The organism is Brasilonema angustatum, from assembly GCF_059505445.1.
The window spans coordinates 46,129-62,710 of sequence record NZ_JCACKO010000154.1 but is presented as its reverse complement, the minus strand read 5'-3'; the positions used below and the strand labels follow the sequence as shown (position 1 = coordinate 62,710).

The 16,582-nt window shown below is 41.9% G+C and carries 12 protein-coding genes and 1 riboswitch; of the genes, 7 read left to right on the top strand and 5 right to left on the bottom strand.

The annotated features are described in order from the left end of the window. The first annotated feature begins 44 nt into the window (after positions 1–44). A complete protein-coding gene (locus AC5JM2_RS33910) occupies positions 45–566 on the top strand; it encodes a hypothetical protein (protein WP_495840292.1) in 522 nt (173 codons plus the stop codon). Here AC5JM2_RS33910 and cas6 read toward each other — a convergent pair. Continuing rightward, positions 558–1,670 (bottom strand): CRISPR-associated endoribonuclease Cas6, encoded by a 1,113-nt coding sequence (gene cas6 / locus AC5JM2_RS33905; RefSeq protein WP_495840290.1) that lies wholly within the window; start codon positions 1,668–1,670, stop codon positions 558–560. The genes AC5JM2_RS33910 and cas6 overlap by 9 nt on opposite strands. A 242-nt stretch (positions 1,671–1,912) precedes the next feature. Next, positions 1,913–2,842 (bottom strand): Tll0287-like domain-containing protein, encoded by a 930-nt coding sequence (locus AC5JM2_RS33900; RefSeq protein WP_495840289.1) that lies wholly within the window; start codon positions 2,840–2,842, stop codon positions 1,913–1,915. A 300-nt stretch (positions 2,843–3,142) separates the two neighbouring features. Between AC5JM2_RS33900 and AC5JM2_RS33895 the strand changes: the two genes are divergently transcribed. Then, a complete protein-coding gene (locus tag AC5JM2_RS33895; RefSeq protein WP_495840287.1) occupies positions 3,143–4,513 on the top strand; it encodes an NAD(P)/FAD-dependent oxidoreductase in 1,371 nt (456 codons plus the stop codon). Positions 4,514–4,913: 400 nt separating this feature from the next. Here AC5JM2_RS33895 and trpD read toward each other — a convergent pair whose 3' ends face one another. Both trpD and AC5JM2_RS33885 read right to left on the bottom strand, forming a co-directional pair. After that, positions 4,914–6,008 (bottom strand): anthranilate phosphoribosyltransferase, encoded by a 1,095-nt coding sequence (gene trpD / locus AC5JM2_RS33890; protein ID WP_495840285.1) that lies wholly within the window; start codon positions 6,006–6,008, stop codon positions 4,914–4,916. Positions 6,009–6,147: 139 nt separating this feature from the next. Further along, the gene (locus AC5JM2_RS33885) at positions 6,148–7,713 is read right to left on the bottom strand and encodes a cation:proton antiporter (protein WP_495840283.1); all 1,566 of its coding nucleotides are present in this window, start codon (positions 7,711–7,713) and stop codon (positions 6,148–6,150) included. A 214-nt stretch (positions 7,714–7,927) separates the two neighbouring features. On the opposite strand from AC5JM2_RS33885, the gene AC5JM2_RS33880 reads away from it, so the two are divergent. The 5 genes from AC5JM2_RS33880 (at position 7,928) to AC5JM2_RS33860 (ending at position 15,539) form a co-directional block, all read left to right on the top strand. Beyond that, positions 7,928–8,305, top strand: coding sequence for a hypothetical protein (locus tag AC5JM2_RS33880; RefSeq protein WP_495840282.1), 378 nt, complete (start codon positions 7,928–7,930; stop codon positions 8,303–8,305). A 749-nt stretch (positions 8,306–9,054) separates the two neighbouring features. Continuing rightward, positions 9,055–9,174, top strand: a riboswitch (cyclic di-AMP (ydaO/yuaA leader). A gap of 263 nt (positions 9,175–9,437) precedes the next feature. Further along, positions 9,438–9,683: a hypothetical protein gene (locus AC5JM2_RS33875; protein ID WP_495840280.1), complete on the top strand. Its 246-nt coding sequence runs from the start codon at positions 9,438–9,440 to the stop codon at positions 9,681–9,683. 26 nt (positions 9,684–9,709) lie between these two features. Beyond that, complete coding sequence (locus AC5JM2_RS33870) at positions 9,710–11,011, top strand: SLC5/6 family protein (protein WP_495840278.1); 1,302 nt, start codon at positions 9,710–9,712, stop codon at positions 11,009–11,011. A 250-nt stretch (positions 11,012–11,261) separates the two neighbouring features. Further along, positions 11,262–13,757, top strand: a complete 2,496-nt coding sequence (locus tag AC5JM2_RS33865) for a glycogen/starch/alpha-glucan phosphorylase (protein ID WP_495840386.1) — start codon at positions 11,262–11,264, stop codon at positions 13,755–13,757. Between the two features lie 486 nt (positions 13,758–14,243). Next, positions 14,244–15,539: an HhoA/HhoB/HtrA family serine endopeptidase gene (locus AC5JM2_RS33860; RefSeq protein ID WP_495840276.1), complete on the top strand. Its 1,296-nt coding sequence runs from the start codon at positions 14,244–14,246 to the stop codon at positions 15,537–15,539. 193 nt (positions 15,540–15,732) lie between these two features. Here the strand turns inward: AC5JM2_RS33860 and AC5JM2_RS33855 are convergent. Then, positions 15,733–16,582, bottom strand: an 850-nt coding sequence (locus AC5JM2_RS33855) for a hypothetical protein (protein WP_495840274.1), incomplete at its 5' end; no start/stop codon positions are given.

Sequence of the window (16,582 nt, the reverse complement as noted above, 5' to 3'; positions counted from 1 at the left end):
CCTTTCTTTGAATAAAAATCAAACCAGCTTATTGAATGTAATATATGCCCAAAATTCTCCTCGTCACTGTCGGCGGTTCCTTCCAACCCATCGTCACCGCAATTCACAGCCTCCAACCCAATCGCATCATCTTCATCGCCTCGGATGGTGACAAAGGAAGCAAGTCCCAAGTCATTGGCGAAGGAACACCTTGCGAAGTCCGACGTGGAAGCGAAGTGATTGACAGATTACCAAATATTCCCACGCAAGTAAAACTGGGAGAAAGCTTTCAACCAGAACGAGATTTAATTCTCATCCAAAACCCCGACGATTTATCAGAATGCTATCTCAAAATTCACAAGTGCATTCACCATCTCCAACAAGAAGCGCCTGATGATGAAATTCTTGCTGACTACACAGGGGGGACAAAAACTCTATCTGCTGCTTTGGTACTGGCGGCGGTTGATAACGGTATTCCTCTGTATCTTACCATTGCCACCTCAAGGGAAAACTTGGTGAAAGTAGAACGAGGAGAAGCGACGCGACTGGTGGACACCAGTTTTAGAAATCATAGGAAACTAGTCTGATTTTAAAGCCCGACGACTTAACTTCGCATAAGTCTTCACCGTCTCATAAGGCATTTCCAAATCTTGGGCGATCGCCTGCAACGACTCCCCCATTTCCCGCCGCGCCAGGATTGTTGCCCATTTCGTTGCTATTTCTTCTGCGCGATCGCCTCCAGTCCGCTTACGTTGTGACTTAAAGATTGCTGTCAGTTCCTCAATACGTTTTGCTAGTAAGCTTTGCACATCAGGTACTTCTGGTGCTGCTTGCGATGACCAACCCAAGCGTGTTTGACCTAATCCAAACGTCGTTTTATGACCAGTACCACAGTAAGGTGCGAACTTTCCCAAAGCATAAAATAGCTTGCAAAAGTCTGGTTGTTTGGAAGCTTCTTTGGTCAAACCAAATTCTATAGTTCCTGTAAATCCCGTTACTGCACCTTTCTTACCTGCTAAGACTTTCATAGATGTGAGTTGGTGACGGGTAATTAAAACGTTATCATCCACCCAAGCCAGAAACGCCTCCTGATCAACAGACATCCCAGAAAAGTCATTCCAACGACGTAAATAACTGTGAAAAACATTCGTTGGCATTGGTAAGGGGAAATGATGACCTTTGCGACGGAAACTAGTCGGGCTGAGAAATTTTAAGCTAACAGTTTCTCCATGTTCAGAGTTTAGCAGTTCAGCATAAGTTGTGGGAGCATGAGCAATCTTGCAAGAGCGAATCTGCAAAAATGCATTTCGCAAGTTAAGTTCTTTTGGTAGATTTTGCACCCATTGTTCCATCCATTGTGAGACTCGACTCGACAACACTGTGACATACCAGTAGTAAGAGTTGTTGGCAGCAAGTTGCACTTGCCTACCACTGCTGACTAATTCTCCATCTAATGCAGAAATCGTAAACGGTTTTTCTGACTCGCCATTGTGGAGGTATGCAGAGAGTTCTGGATCATAGGAACGCACTTGGTCAAGAAACCAAGCGTGCAGTCCAATCGTGTACTGAGGGTAAATAGAAGCATCTGCTTGCGTGACGAACTCAAATACTAACCCGACGAGTTCGGTTTCTGATGACCAGTTTAAGTTAGATTTGTTATCAATTGTTTTGTCTTGTAATTTGGGAGCCATTATCAATTTTTATAGCGATTCTCGTTTCAATCAAATATACAACGGTGTGTAGAGAGCGTACAGTATGGTCTCTACTGTATTGCACGCAATTGAAAACCGCTATAATTTTCAACAATCAGTAAACAATAGACTTCGTGGCAGTTGTAGGGAAAAGGGTAAGGGAGAAAAGAATAAGAAAAAACCTTTCCCCTTTCCCCACAAGAGTGGTAATTGTTACTTTTGCAATCTTGTCTAATAGTTTACTAATTTCCTCCACGATATCGTTCAAAACTTTTGATTGCCATAACTAAACTTATCTTCATCCGTGTGAAAGCTTCCACCAAACTGCCCACCTCATCGTTACCCACTTTCTCAAACTCTGCATCCATATCACCAATACTCACAGCTTCTGCAACACGGACGACACGTTTAATCGGTCGTACAACATATCGCGTCAGCCAGAAGTTAGCCATGTATATGGCGATCGCAAAAATGATAGTCACGATTCCCATCACCAATAAAAACGATTGATTAGCTTTCTGGAAAACTTGGCTAGCAGGAATAGAAACTATCTGAACACCATTAATAAGATTCAATTTCCACCCAAATCCATTTTCTGTTCCATAAGTCGCAATCATGTTCTTGGGTGCAACATCTGGTGTGCTGTGACATCTCAAGCAACTAGATTCAGTTATGGCTAAGGGACGCGCAATGTAATAAAAATCCTCTTGATCAAAAGAACGGAATCCTGACAAATTTTTAAGATTCTTGTCTTGACGGAATTTTTGTATAAGTGCTGTCTCAACACTATCAGCTTTATCTCGGATATTTGTTGGATTCAGCATCGCCTCCTTATAGAAAAAATCTTTATAGGCATCGTCCTCATTTCGTAGCTTTTCAAAAACTTTCCGTGCTGAGTAAGCAGGGATAGTCTGTGCTGCAAATTCATCCTTTCCTAAGCGTGCTTCCAACTCGGGATTGACTTCATCATTTGTGTAATTTCGCACAGAGTTTATAGTCTTGAACAGCAAATTACCATTTGAACTCACTTCCTCTTGAGCTTTGTAATTTAGGATGTGAGACAAAGCTATACCACTCAAAGTAATTCCTGCAATAAATATAACGAGCAGTAATACAGTTAGCTTTCTACCTAATGGAAAATTGTTAAAATTCAAAGAGAATTGTTTCAGCATATTTATTGAAATCCATTCATATAAATCAATGTTCTTTACTTATATTAGTTTGTTGTACGAAATAGTTCTATGGCTTTACTTATGCGATAATTCCAACAATATGCTCGCTGTTGTTTTTACCACAAACACGGCATGAGTGGCTATACTTCAAATCATCACAGCCGCTTGGATTTAGAAGGATTCTCAATAAATTTTGGTACAATACGACACTTTCCAAGCATCCTGTTAGGTTACTTTGACTACGTTTTTTTTAAACCCATAGGAGAAAAATCATTTTATGAGCAATCGAGTTTATTAGTTATGAGCAATCCAGTTTCTCAGACAATTATTTTAGGTGGTGGCTTTAGTGGGCTTTTTACAGCGTTGCATCTTGCTAACCAAGACTATCCTCACTCAATCATCTTAATTGATAGCAACGAACGCTTTTGCTTTAAGCCATTACTCTATGAGTATTTTAGTGGTGAAATGGATTCTTTTCAGGTTGTACCACGTTTTACAGAATTACTCAAGGGTAGCGGTGTAACTTTTGTTCAAGATACAGTAGAATCGATTGATTTACATCAACGACAAGTCAAATTAACTTCTGGAACTTCTTACAACTACAGCAACTTAGTTTTAGCTTTAGGTAGCGTCACTGGCTACTTTGACGTTGAGGGCGCAAAAGAGTATGCTCTACCTTTTCGGACGCAAAAAGATGCGATCGCCATTGATCAACATTTGCGTAAGTGTTTGCAAAAAGCCGCACAAACCGAAGATCCAGAACAACGTCGTAAACTACTCACAGTTGCAGTCATTGGTGGTGGTCCTTCAGGTGTGGAAATGGCAGCCACTTTAGCAGATTTTTTACCGGATTGGTATGCAGCACTCAAAGGTAACCCTCAAGAAGTGCGGATCGTACTCATCAACAACAGCAAGGAAATCCTTAAAGGTGACAGGGATTCCATGCGTGAAATTGCACAGAAAAGTTTGCAGAAACGCACTGTGGAAATAGAGGTGCTTTTGGGAGCAAAAGTTACAGCGATAAGTCCCAGCACAGTTGAGTATCAGCGTGATGATAAATCTGAGACACTCCTAACGTGCACCACAATTTGGACCACTGGTACTACTACCCATCCGCTAATTAAAGACTTACCAATTCCAGATGAACATCGAGACAAGCGCGGTCGATTGAAAGTCACTCAAACCTTACAACTACCTGATTTTCCTGAAGTTTTTGTAGGAGGTGATTGTGCTGTTGTAGAAGGTGCTTCATTTCCACCAACTGCACAAGTTGCCTATCAACAAGGAGTAACAATTGCTCAGAATTTAAAAGCTATAGCTTTAGGAAATGACCCCAAACCTGTCAAAGTAAGCTTACGTGGTACTCTCCTCAAACTTGGATTAAATGATGCTGCTGCTAACATTTACGACGTTTTAGAGGTCAAGGGTGAACCTGCTCATTTAATCCGCCAAGCCACTTATTTAAGGTTATTGCCAACACCAATTCATAATTTGAAAGCTACTGCCGAGTGGCTAAATGAGGAGATTTTTCACCACCACATAAATCTCCATGATGTTGGCAAGAAAGTAGTACAGGCTGTGGAAGTTGTTGGTGATAAAGTTATGGGTGCTTTGGGTGCAAAAAAATTACTTCATATCTTAGGAGATGACGATAAAAATAATCAATCATGATTTGATACACTGGCAATAGAAAACTCTACCAAGAGCGCTGATCTCATACTATTTCACTTAAAGGTTGATACATTTGGAAAACAGGGAGATAAGGAGGACAAGGGAGAGGATTTGTATCTAGAATTTCGTGAAATAGTCTCACCGCTAGCAACATAATTACTCCCTTTCCGGTGCAAGATTACCTATCTTCTTTTTGATTTTCTTGGCGTCCTTGGCGACGGACAGTTCGCTCAAGTCGGGAAACCCGCCCACGCGACTGTCCTCGTCTTGTTGCTAATCGTTAAATTAGGTATTCTTCTGGCGGGAAAGGAGTAAGAAACACCATCCTGCTTCTTGCCTGTTAAGCGTTCCCTGTTCCCTCTGTATCTCTACAAATGTTATTGTTCTTGCAGATTATCTTTCACTTCAGAAATTGAGCAAGCTGTTCCAACTTCTTCCAAGCAAGTCCACTTTGGAGAATTTCCTTGGCAACTATAACAGCTTGAGAAAAAGTTTGATAATCATCTGCTTGATCTGGTACTGCTTCACCCACAAACAGTGCAAACGCTGCATTGAGAGCAACCACATCTTGTTGTGGCCCAGTGCCTTTACCTTGAAGCACAGCTTTGAGAATTTCTGCATTTTCTTCGACATCCCCACCCCGTAGTTCACTAATGGGAACGGGGTTTAAGCCTAACTCTTGTGGAGAGATTTCGATCAGGTGTATTTGTTGATTTGACAACACAGCCAAGTCAGTTTTATCTCCCAACCCTGCTTCGTCTAATTTTTCGCGTCCGTGAAGTGTAATTGCTCGGCGAGTCCCTAATTGATTTAGAACTTTAGCAAAAGTTTCTACCAAAACCGGAGAGTTGACACCAATAACCTGTCCTGTTGGTTTTAAGGGGTTGATTAATGGACCTAACAAATTAAAAACTGTGCGTACTTTGAGAGTTTTTCGTAAAGGAGCGATAACTTTGAGAGCGGGATGCCAATCGGGTGCAAACAAGAAAGTCATGCCAACTGCCCTCACAGCTTCTTGAGTTTTCTCCAGACTTGCTTTAAGATTAACACCCAAAGCTTCTAACACGTCTGCTGATCCAGTTTTTCCAGATGCTGAACGATTACCATGTTTAGCCACTTTTACCCCAGCAGCAGCACTCACAAAAGCAACAGCGGTGGAAATATTAAATGTTGAAGCTCCATCTCCCCCAGTACCACAAGTATCAACAAGTGGTGAGGTGCCAACAATCAAATCTCGTTGCGCTGGTTTGTTAGATTGGGAATATAGAACCTCAACCATCCCAAGTAACTCTTCGGCAGACACTCCCTTCGCTTGAATTGCTGCTAAAATAGCACCCGATAATACAGGGGGAATAACTTCTTGTAGCCAACCAGACATTAAGTTAGAAGCTTGAGATACCGAAAGTGATTGACGCTCTAACAGTTGCTGCAACAAGGCAGACCAATTAGAAGAGTCTTGATCTAATAGATTTGTGTCAACATTAGCTGTTATCATAACTTTGATAGATACGACTCTTTTACGAGCGTTATGTTACTTCAGTCGGAGTATGTTTTTACCGTAAGGATTTTATCAGAAACCAACGTCGCAAAGATATCTCGAATCTTCTAAATGTAGAAGAATTTACTTGTGTTTTTCAAATCTGCTCACCATCTTGCAAAACATCTTCCAGTAATGAAGAAAGTTCTTTATTTAACCGACCTGTCCGGGTAAATTCAGCATAAGTATCTGCTTCAATTGCCAGAAGTTCTCCTCGGAGTTGTTGAGCCGGAAAGTTGCGGATATTTGGATACTCATCCTGTAGCTGGTTAATTTCCGCTTCTAAATTTTCAATTCCTCCTTTAACCAGTGCTTCTTGATAGCGATAAAACTCTGGATCTACACCAGGTCTTTGGTCTACTTGAAGGTGTTGCAAAACACGATTGAGAGCAACAATCCGTGCAACTATCTCTAAATATCGCTCACGTAAGGACTGGTCACCCAGAAAATTAAGCTTTTGTAATAAAGGTTTGATACTCAATCCTTGGAACAGTAGGGTAAATAACACTGCACCAAATACTGTGGCAATAATTTTTTCTCGCTCTACTAAAATTGTGGGTACACTCAATGCCAAAGCAATAGAAACAGAACCGCGCACCCCGCCCCACCAGAGTATAGTTTGTTCAGGTAAGGTAACTTTGGATGCTTGTAGAAGATTGCTTAACTGACTTAAAGACAAGATTGCAACTGCCCGAATTAAAATCATTACCCCTACTGTCACTGCAATGATTGTTAAGTTTTCCCCCAAACTCGCAAACCGTATCTGATCGCCAATCAATAAAAAGACAATTGAGTTAACAAAAAACGCTAGAAACTCCCAGAACTCAGTTACGATAACCCGAGTACGCGGGTTCATACCAATCCGAGAACCAAAATTGCCCAAAATCAGCCCTGTCGTCACAACCCCAATGACTCCAGAGCCACCTAAGTCTTCAACAATAAGATATGTAGCGTAGGTAGAAACCAAAGTTAAAGACTGTTCCACAAGTGGTAAATCGAAACGTTGGGTGAGGTAGGAGATCCCAAAGCCAATGAGTCCTCCCACCGCCATACCAATACCAACAACTGCAAAAAGTTGTATCACAATTGGTTTGAACTCTAATTCAGCTGTTCCTAAAGGCAGTTGCACCAAAAAACTAAAAGCAACAACTGCCATGCCATCATTGAATAAGCTTTCACCTTCAATTAATGTTGTCAGACGACTAGGAACGCCCAATTCCCGAAATAAAGCAGTGACTGAAACTGGATCAGTCGCACAAAGACTAGCTCCGATTAGTAAAGCCGTTGTGAGTGAGAGTCCTGCAAATTTATTTAAACCTATTGCTACCCCTAATATTGAAATCACAACCCCAAGGACTGCATATAAAGTAATTGGTAGCAAATCCCGCTTTAAGTTCGACCATTTTAAATTCCATGCTGCTTCAAAAAGTAATGGTGGTAAAAAAATAAACAAAATTAATTTTGGAGAAAGATCCACTAAGTGGACATCGGCAAAAGCCAATCCTAACCCCACAATCACTAAAAGTAGGGTGTAAGGTATTTGCCGAAACCAGCTAAATATCTGTGATATTGTCGCCACCCCTAAAGAAACTGCAAGTACCAAAAGAAACTGCTTTAGGTTTGTAGCAATCACTTCCTCACCAATTACCGAAGCATCCACCATAAGAGCATTCTTAATACAATTCACCGTAAATATTAACCAGATAAGTTGTTAAATAGCACTCATCCTGAGGTGCGAAGTTAATAAGCTTACGAGAGTATTTGTGTGGAACGAACTGTGTAGGCATCCTCTGTGTACAAAACTAAAACATCTGTAGGAAAGCTTATAATTCTATAAAGTTGGTAGCTGACCCGTGTTTTATGTGTTTAACTAAAGAATGGTTAAACTTCGTAAAGCCATCACAACAAAAGGAGTCACAACCAAAGGAGTAACCCCAATGACTGAATATCAAGACTTCATGGCTGTTGCTTCTAAATCGATTGAGCAAGACCCTGACGCTAACTGGATATATCGCTACATCATTGATGGACTCAGCCATCACGGATTCAGTACTAAGATGTCTGAAACTTATGCCGCACTCGTCATCGGGCAAGAGTTATTTCATCCTAGTGAAAGCGATTTTACCTCTTATCTGACTAGCGTAGAGTCAACATTCCCACAGCTAAGTCCTGAAGGTCACGCCTCAATCCTACAAGCGACTAGTAAATGCGTTCAAGACTACTATCACCCACAAGTAGATACACAAGAACTGTAGTCAAAAAGAGCTAGGGAGCACCGGAGCACCGGAGAGGGGGAGAGGAATGCAGTCGGGGCAAGATAAGCGCGACTGATTTAGTGCGCCCAATTTTTGGCGATATGGGCGGAGGTTGATACCCCTGCTCCACTTCGTTTCGCAAGAAGGAGGCAGCAAGTATTCTCCCTTGCTCCCGACTCCCTGCCCCCTTGCTTGTTTTGGTCCTCCGGAGCATCGCCACACAAAGTGGTAACATTGAAAACTTTACATATAGAGGAAATTCCTGCTTTCGCGCGTTGTCTGGGCGTGATAAATACCTAGATAGCAACGGAAATTTTTTAGCTTGAAAGTCTGCTATGGTGCTTGTTGTTAAAATTTGGTTTACAATTTGGTCAATCATATGATTTTTCCTAACTAGTAACAGCCAATTAAGGCTGTTGCTAATTTTTAAACTTGACAAGTACGGCAGTCATGGCGCTTGCAGTTCCCCTAAAAAATAGGTGTTTCACTACCTGAGCAATCTTTTTATTCTTGGGTATAATTTATAAAGATATGAGGTTTTACTCATATACGTTTCCTCACCAATTACTGAAGCATCCATCATAAGAGTATTATTAATACAATTCACCGTAAATATTAACTAGATAAGTTGTTAAATAGCACTCGTCCTGAGGTGGAAAGTTAAGATGCATTGACTGTTTGGACGTTTCAGTATAGTTTTAGTTAATGTATGGGTGAAACTTGCCTAATTCAATCCAGTCTGGTTGTTGAAAAACTTCAAACCTGGGTTAGAAGCGGAGGAACCAATGTATTGGGGCGAATCTTGAATGGAGAGACACCTTCCAGTCTTAGCCCGTCAGCTAACTCCGTCGGCATTGGAAGGAGTACCTATGGCATCTGCTGATTCCAAGCTGTTGTCTCCAGGTTCTCCTTGCTGGCATTGCTATCAAAACTGGCAGTGTAGACATATATCTGTTGATTTAGTTTAGGGAATATCCTGTATCTTTTGTGAATTCAAAAGTCAAAAAATCAAGTAATTGTGTGCATCTATACTAGGAATTCCCTTGACTACGAAGAATCAGCATCTTTCCCAACTAAAGGTTGAGAAGAAATTTTAACCAGTTGCACCAATTCTTAGAACTGAGGAGAAAATATGCCGATAAAAAATCAGACGTTATATACAGATGAAGTCAACTTTTTTCCCGAGCATCAATTCAGATTAATTGGAGAGTGTGCCGGAAAAAAACTTTTATTGATTGGTAGAACGAAAGCATACAATGACCCAATTGTGGCAACAAGTCAGACTGACGAGCCAAGTCAGGAAGATTTATATGCTTATGATCTTTACGAGTTAATGAAGTTTAGCCACGAGCCAGTAAAAATTCACGGGGAAATTTAAAAAAAATTTGTGGAGCAGATGCCAATATGGCTTTAGAGCGCAGACTCGACACCTTCTCGCTAGCAGCCCTGCTAGTATCCGCGCATTACGGTTTGGGGTTTGTTTTGGGAACAGCTGAGAAATCCCTAACTTTAGGGGCTGCTGGCAGTCTTTATACTGTCTCCCTTGGCTTTGGTACAATAGCTCTTTTAGGACTGGCAAAATTTTACTGGAAGCGAACAGAGCCAATTTGGACATTGCTAGGTTCTGCCTATGGAGATGGGGTAAAAGTTTTTGTCAGCCTGATGTCCTGGTTATCGCTGATTGGTATTGAAGCTGTTCAGTTGATTTCTGGAGCTTTTATCCTCAAGGTTTTCGGAATACCCACTCTCCCGACGATGGTTGTTTTGGCTATCCTGTTTGCAATCATTTCCCTACTCCCAATAGAAAAAGCAGGCTGGATATTGCGGGGGTTACTGATTCTGAACTTTTTGGCTTTGCTTTATGGACTGTGGGTGTTACACGCTTTTGGTGATTATGTGCGATCGCCCATAGAATTTGCTAGCTCACTCAAGCATATGAGTTTGCCAACTATAGTGGGCGTCTCATTGTCTACAATTCTGCTGGTACCTATAGATATGAAGTATCAGCAGTTTCTTGTTCAGGCAAAAGATGTACACAGCCTGTATCGAGGATGTACTTTAGCCGCAATTTTGCTGCTACTGCTTGCTTTTTTACCTTCAACAGTTGTTGTCGCAGCACAGAACGCAGGAATTTTGCCTGCTGGTATTGATGGTAAAGAAACTCTCCCGTTTATCCTAGCCTGGGTCGGCGGTGGCATCGACAAGCCTTTGGGTATACTGGTGATTGTGTCTTTACTGGTTCCCGCGCTGGGTATTGGCAGCAGCATCTTGCGAGTGCAAACCAAGACTATTTTGGACTTTAACATTCTGCCGACATCTACCTGGAGTCGTATACTCGTCACTGCTGCAAATGCTCTGTTTGGTCTTGCCGTTGCTTTGAAAGGTGGGGAGATTGTTAATCTGATTGTGTATTTTTATGCAGCATATGTAGGAGCGGTGTTTGCTCCTTTTGTTGCTTATTTAATCGCTCAAACGGAACGCTATAACTTCTCGAAAACAAGCGTTAAGCTGTCTTTAACAATAAGTAGTTTTTCGGCTATTTCATTACTCATTATAACACTTATCAATCCTGATCTTGTAGGAGGATTTGGTAGCGTTGAATTGAACATCATGGGAATAGGAATTCTGAGTGGAATATTCTTTTTGTTGGTTGGGGAGGTATTACAAAAGTACTTCCCAACATCCAAGGTTGAGGAAAAAGCTTAAGAAATGACAAAATATTTCGTTGAAAACAACCTGACACTTCGCTATTGTTTCCTTGGTTAGAGGTAAAAAATATAGCCGTTATTTTAAAGTTGCAATGGTGACTTCACGTCGCTATAACTGTTTGGAAATTGCAACCATGAATAATGGCAACGACTTGAAAAAACACAATGGCAGGCATATTCCTCATTGGAAAAAGCACATTCGTCGTACAGAACACGCCGCCATCCAAGTGCAGGACGATCGCACGGGAATGGACGTTGAAACGCTCAAACGTGCTTTTTTCGATAACCTCTATTACATTCAGGCAAAAGATAAAGGTTGGGCAACAGCACATGACTACTATATGGCACTGGCGTATACTGTACGGGATCGCCTGCTGCAACGTTGGCTGAAGACTGTTGAGCAAACTTACTTTCACAAGGATGTTAAAGTCGTTTGCTACCTGTCTGCCGAATACCTGATTGGACGACAACTCGAAAAAAACTTGACAAATGTCGGACTTCATGATAAAGCCCGTCAAGTGGTGCAAGAGTCAGGGTATGATTTGTACGACCTGATGGAACAGGAAGATGAACCAGGATTAGGCAACGGCGGTTTAGGACGACTGGCTGCTTGCTTTCTGGATTCCCTCTCAACCTTAGAAATTCCTGCCATTGGCTACGGTATTCGCTACGAATATGGCATCTTTCGACAGGAGATTCGCAACGGCGCTCAAGTGGAAGTTCCGGATCGCTGGCTACGTTTTGGCAATCCTTGGGAAATTCCTCGTCCTGATTATACTATGGAAGTCAAATTTGGTGGACACACCGAAGCTTTCACGGATGAGCAGGGACGCTACCAAGTGCGTTGGATTCCAGAAAGAACCGTCTTGGGCACACCCTACGACACGCCAATTGTTGGCTACAACTCCAACACTGTGAACACCCTGCGTTTGTGGAGTGCCAAAGCCAGTGATGAATTTAACTTGCAGATTTTCAACAGTGGGGACTTTGCTAATGCCGTTGCTGATAAAGTCTTCTCTGAGAATATTACCAAAGTCCTCTATCCCAACGACAATAATTACCAAGGCCGAGAACTCCGCTTACAGCAGCAATACTTCTTTGTTTCCTGTTCTCTGCAAGATATCATCCGCAACTTCTTGCAACACGACGACAACTTTGACAATTTCCCCAATAAATTTGCCCTGCAAATTAATGACACCCACCCTACCATTGGTGTAGCCGAACTCATGCGACTACTGCTAGACGAACATCAGCTAGAATGGGACAAAGCTTGGGACATCACCCAAAGAAGCTTTGGTTTCACTAATCATACATTGTTGTCCGAAGCATTAGAACGTTGGCCGTTTAGTTTGTTTGGCAGACTTCTACCTCGACACTTGGAAATTATTTTCGAGATTAACCAACGTTTCCTGGACGAAGTTCGTGCCAAGTATCCCGGAGATAATCAAAAAGCTGCCCGACTGTCGCTGATCGAAGAAGGCGGGGAAAAACAGGTAAGAATGGCTCATCTTGCTTGTGTGGGTAGTCATGCTATCAACGGTGTCGCAGCATTACACACCGAACTCCTGACAAACGACTTGTTTCGAGACTTCTACGAACTGTTTCCCGAAAAATTCAGCAACAAAACCAATGGAGTCACCCCTCGTCGTTGGATTTTGGTAGCCAATCCCAAACTAGCCCTCCACATAACAAATAAAATTGGTAAGGGTTGGATTAAGAATTTGGAAGAACTCAAGCAGTTAGAAGCATTTGTAGATGAGCAAGAATTTCGCGAGCAATGGCGTCAAATTAAGCAGGAGAATAAGCAGGACTTAGCAGAGTACATTCTGCAAACAAATGGTATTCATGTTGATGCCAATTCCTTGTTTGATATACAGGTGAAACGACTGCACGAGTACAAACGTCAGCATTTGAATTTGCTGCACGTAATAACACTTTATAACCAAATCAAACAGAATCCCAATGTGGATGTTGTCCCGCGAACTGTGATTTTTGCTGGTAAGGCTGCACCTGGTTATGCAATGGCAAAGTTGATTATTCAGTTGATCAACTCAGTCGCGGATGTGGTGAATAATGATCCGGATATAGGCGATCGCCTGAAAGTGGTTTTCTTGGCAAACTACAATGTGGCATTAGCACAGCGAATATATCCAGCTGCTGACGTTTCGGAACAAATCTCGACTGCTGGTAAGGAAGCTTCTGGCACGAGTAACATGAAGTTTGCGATGAATGGTACATTGACGATTGGTACACTGGATGGGGCGAATATTGAAATTCGGGACCGCGTCGGACACGAAAATTTCTTTCTCTTTGGACTGACGGCACAGCAAGTTTCACAAATCAGAAGCTCAGGCTACCATCCGTGGGATTATTACAACAGTAATCCTCAGCTTAAACAAGCAATTGACCAGATAGAATCCGGTTACTTTTCCAAAGGTGACAGGGATTTGTTTAAACCACTGGTAGAGTCTCTCAAAAACCGAGACGATTATTTACTGTTTGCTGATTACCAGTCCTACATTGAGTGTCAACAACAGGTGAGTGAGGCATATCGTAATCAAGACAAGTGGTTGTTGATGTCAATTCTCAACACGGCGCGGGCGGGCTACTTTTCTTCTGATCGTACAATTCGCGAATACGCCCGAGATATTTGGCACGTTCAATCGGTACCCATTACTTTAGAAGATGCTCAACAGGAGAATGCAGCCATAAACATTGAAGCACAAGATACATATAGTTCTTAATTTGTCAATTCTCATTCGTCATTGAGGTTATTACGATTTACGAATGACCGCGCTTTTAAAAACATAGATTAGACTTTTTGCAGAAGTAGGGAACGCTTAACAGGGAATTCTGAACATTTAACTCTTAACAGAACCTCGTATAATCTCACTTTTGCAAGAGGTCTATTATAAACCATATGGTGAGGGCACAGCATTCCTGTGCCTTTATAATTAATCTGTGTTCTATCTAATGGAAAAGAAAAATTATTTTTTGTTGAGTAACACAGTAAAATACCCATACTAACAGGCTTGACTGTTATAATAAATCCGCTTTTCTAACTGCCTTTTAACCCAATACGGTTCAGTTAAAGCGAAAAATCAACACCAACTGGTAACTGATAAGTAATAACTTTCTTATGGTAGATGACAATAAGCATCATCAAATATAAATATGAAATAAGGAGATTATTTTCACCAGACACTAAGATATAAGATATATAAAGTCTTATGAACAAAAAACACCCAAATGACAATCAAAAGCTTAGAAAATTAAAGATAGATGGTTTCGATAAAAAAAATAATCTCACAAACATATTCTTTTGTAAAAAACCGATAACTCACTTATTTTTACCACTTCTGGGAGTAGGAATAACATTTTTGAGTGGCTGCTCAATAAACTCATCCAGAAACGTGCAACCTTCACAGGAGACTAATACTGCTAATGCTCAACCAGTCCAACAGTCTGCTACTCCAAATAACCGTCCTCTGACACCAACTCCAGAGGATAATAACTTTGTAGTTGCTGTGGTAAATAAGGTTGAACCTGCGGTAGTGCAAATTAATACTTCCAGAACTGTCAGAAGCCAAGTCCCAGAGATCTTAAATGACCCATTCTATCAACGGTTTTTTGGTCGGCAGATACCAGCACAGCCTCAAGAGAAAGTGGTGCGTGGTGTTGGTTCTGGTTTTGTGATTAATGCTAATGGACAGATTCTCACAAATGCTCACGTTGTCAACGATGCTGATACAGTATCAGTATCATTGTCCGACGGTCGTACTGTTGAAGGAAAAGTCTTGGGACAAGACAAATTGACTGATATTGCGGTTGTGCAAGTTCCACTAAATAACCTGCCAACTGTAGAACTGGCAACATCTCAGCGGGTTCAGCCAGGACAGTGGGCGATCGCAATCGGGAATCCCTTAGGTTTGCAAGAAACGGTAACAGTGGGCGTTGTTAGTGCAACGGATCGTTCTATTAGTGATATCGGTGCATCTGATAACCGCGTTGGTTATATTCAAACTGACGCAGCCATTAATCCTGGAAACTCCGGCGGACCACTGCTAAATGCTCGTGGTCAAGTTATTGGGGTCAACACAGCTATTATCCAGGGGGCTCAAGGAATAGGCTTTGCGATTCCCATCGACACAGCCGAGCGAATTGCCCAACAATTAATTACTCAGGGCAAAGTTGAACATCCCTTCATAGGGATTCAGATGGTATCCCTGACACCTGAACTTAAGCAACGGATTAACAGCCTTTCTAATAGTAACGTCCGCGTGCAAGCAAACCAAGGCATTCTGATTGTCCGCGTTCTTCCTGGTTCTCCGGCTGATAGAGCCGGAATACGTCCAGGAGATGTCATCCAACAAATCAACAATCAATCTGTTACCACTGCGGATACAGTGCAGCAGATAATTGATAAAAGTGGCGTTGGGGCAAACGTGCAAATGCAACTGCAACGTAATAACACAACCGTGCAAGTCACAGTACAACCTGGGTCGAGACCAGCAAATGCGCAGTAACTTTGGGAGGATGCTTGGAGTAAGAAAGCTCCGTGACGTTATCCAGAACATTAAGGCAACGCTTGCAGAAGTCATTTGGAGTCGCCCTGTATTTGCAACTCAGCTAAAAGAAGCTGAGTTAAAATTTGTGAATTTTGGATTTGCCATTCCACAGTGCAAACCCCTTTTGACTTCTCAAGTTGCGAGCACGAGGCTATTTTTTCCGGATTTTACTTAAATCCCAAGTATAATAACCAGTTTTTTCTGGAACTCTAGAGAATCTTCCTATCCGATGACCTCTAGAAAGCTCATTATGCACCGCAGTTTTTATCTCTGCTAGTTGTTCAGCATTGAGTTCTCCATAAAGTCCTGTAATGACATCAGCTACACTGAAGATTTTCCCGGAATTTTTCTGCAAGAGTATGCAGATGGCATCAATCAAAAACTTACCTTCATATTCAGGTAGCATTGATGCCCTTTTTGCCTTGGGGAGTAGGAAGGGTTTCTTCTTTTTAGGTTTGATTATCTTGGATTTGACTTTACCATTTGGTGGTGTTATCAAGCTTAAATCCAGGGTATAACACCCTGGCTCATCCGGAACGGCAGCCCAGTAACTCTTTTCTTTGCCGTGTGTCAGAGAGGATTGGATGCGACTTTTGACAATTTTGAACACACTTGGCTCTAAATCGCCAAAAAGTGAGCGCACAACGAAGTCTATATGACAGACACTTCCAGCATTCTCTCGCAATATTTTCTCTATCGCTTGCATTCGCGTGAGAACTTGGAACTGGGGCAGCATTGGAACATCCCCAGGCATAGAGTAATCGTTATTCTGGGTTGGTATCTCCTTTTGTGGGGATGGAGTGGGTGATATAACTACTGTGTTTTCTTCGTCGGATGACTCCTCATCTAAATCATCTATCTGCGGATCCTCATCGTCTGGGAGTTCTGAGTCGATCGCTTGTTGTTGTTCAACATCATCCAAATCTACGTCGGATGAGGACTGCGAGTCTGGGAGTTCTGAGTCGATCGCTTGTTGTTGTTCAACATCATCCAAATCTACG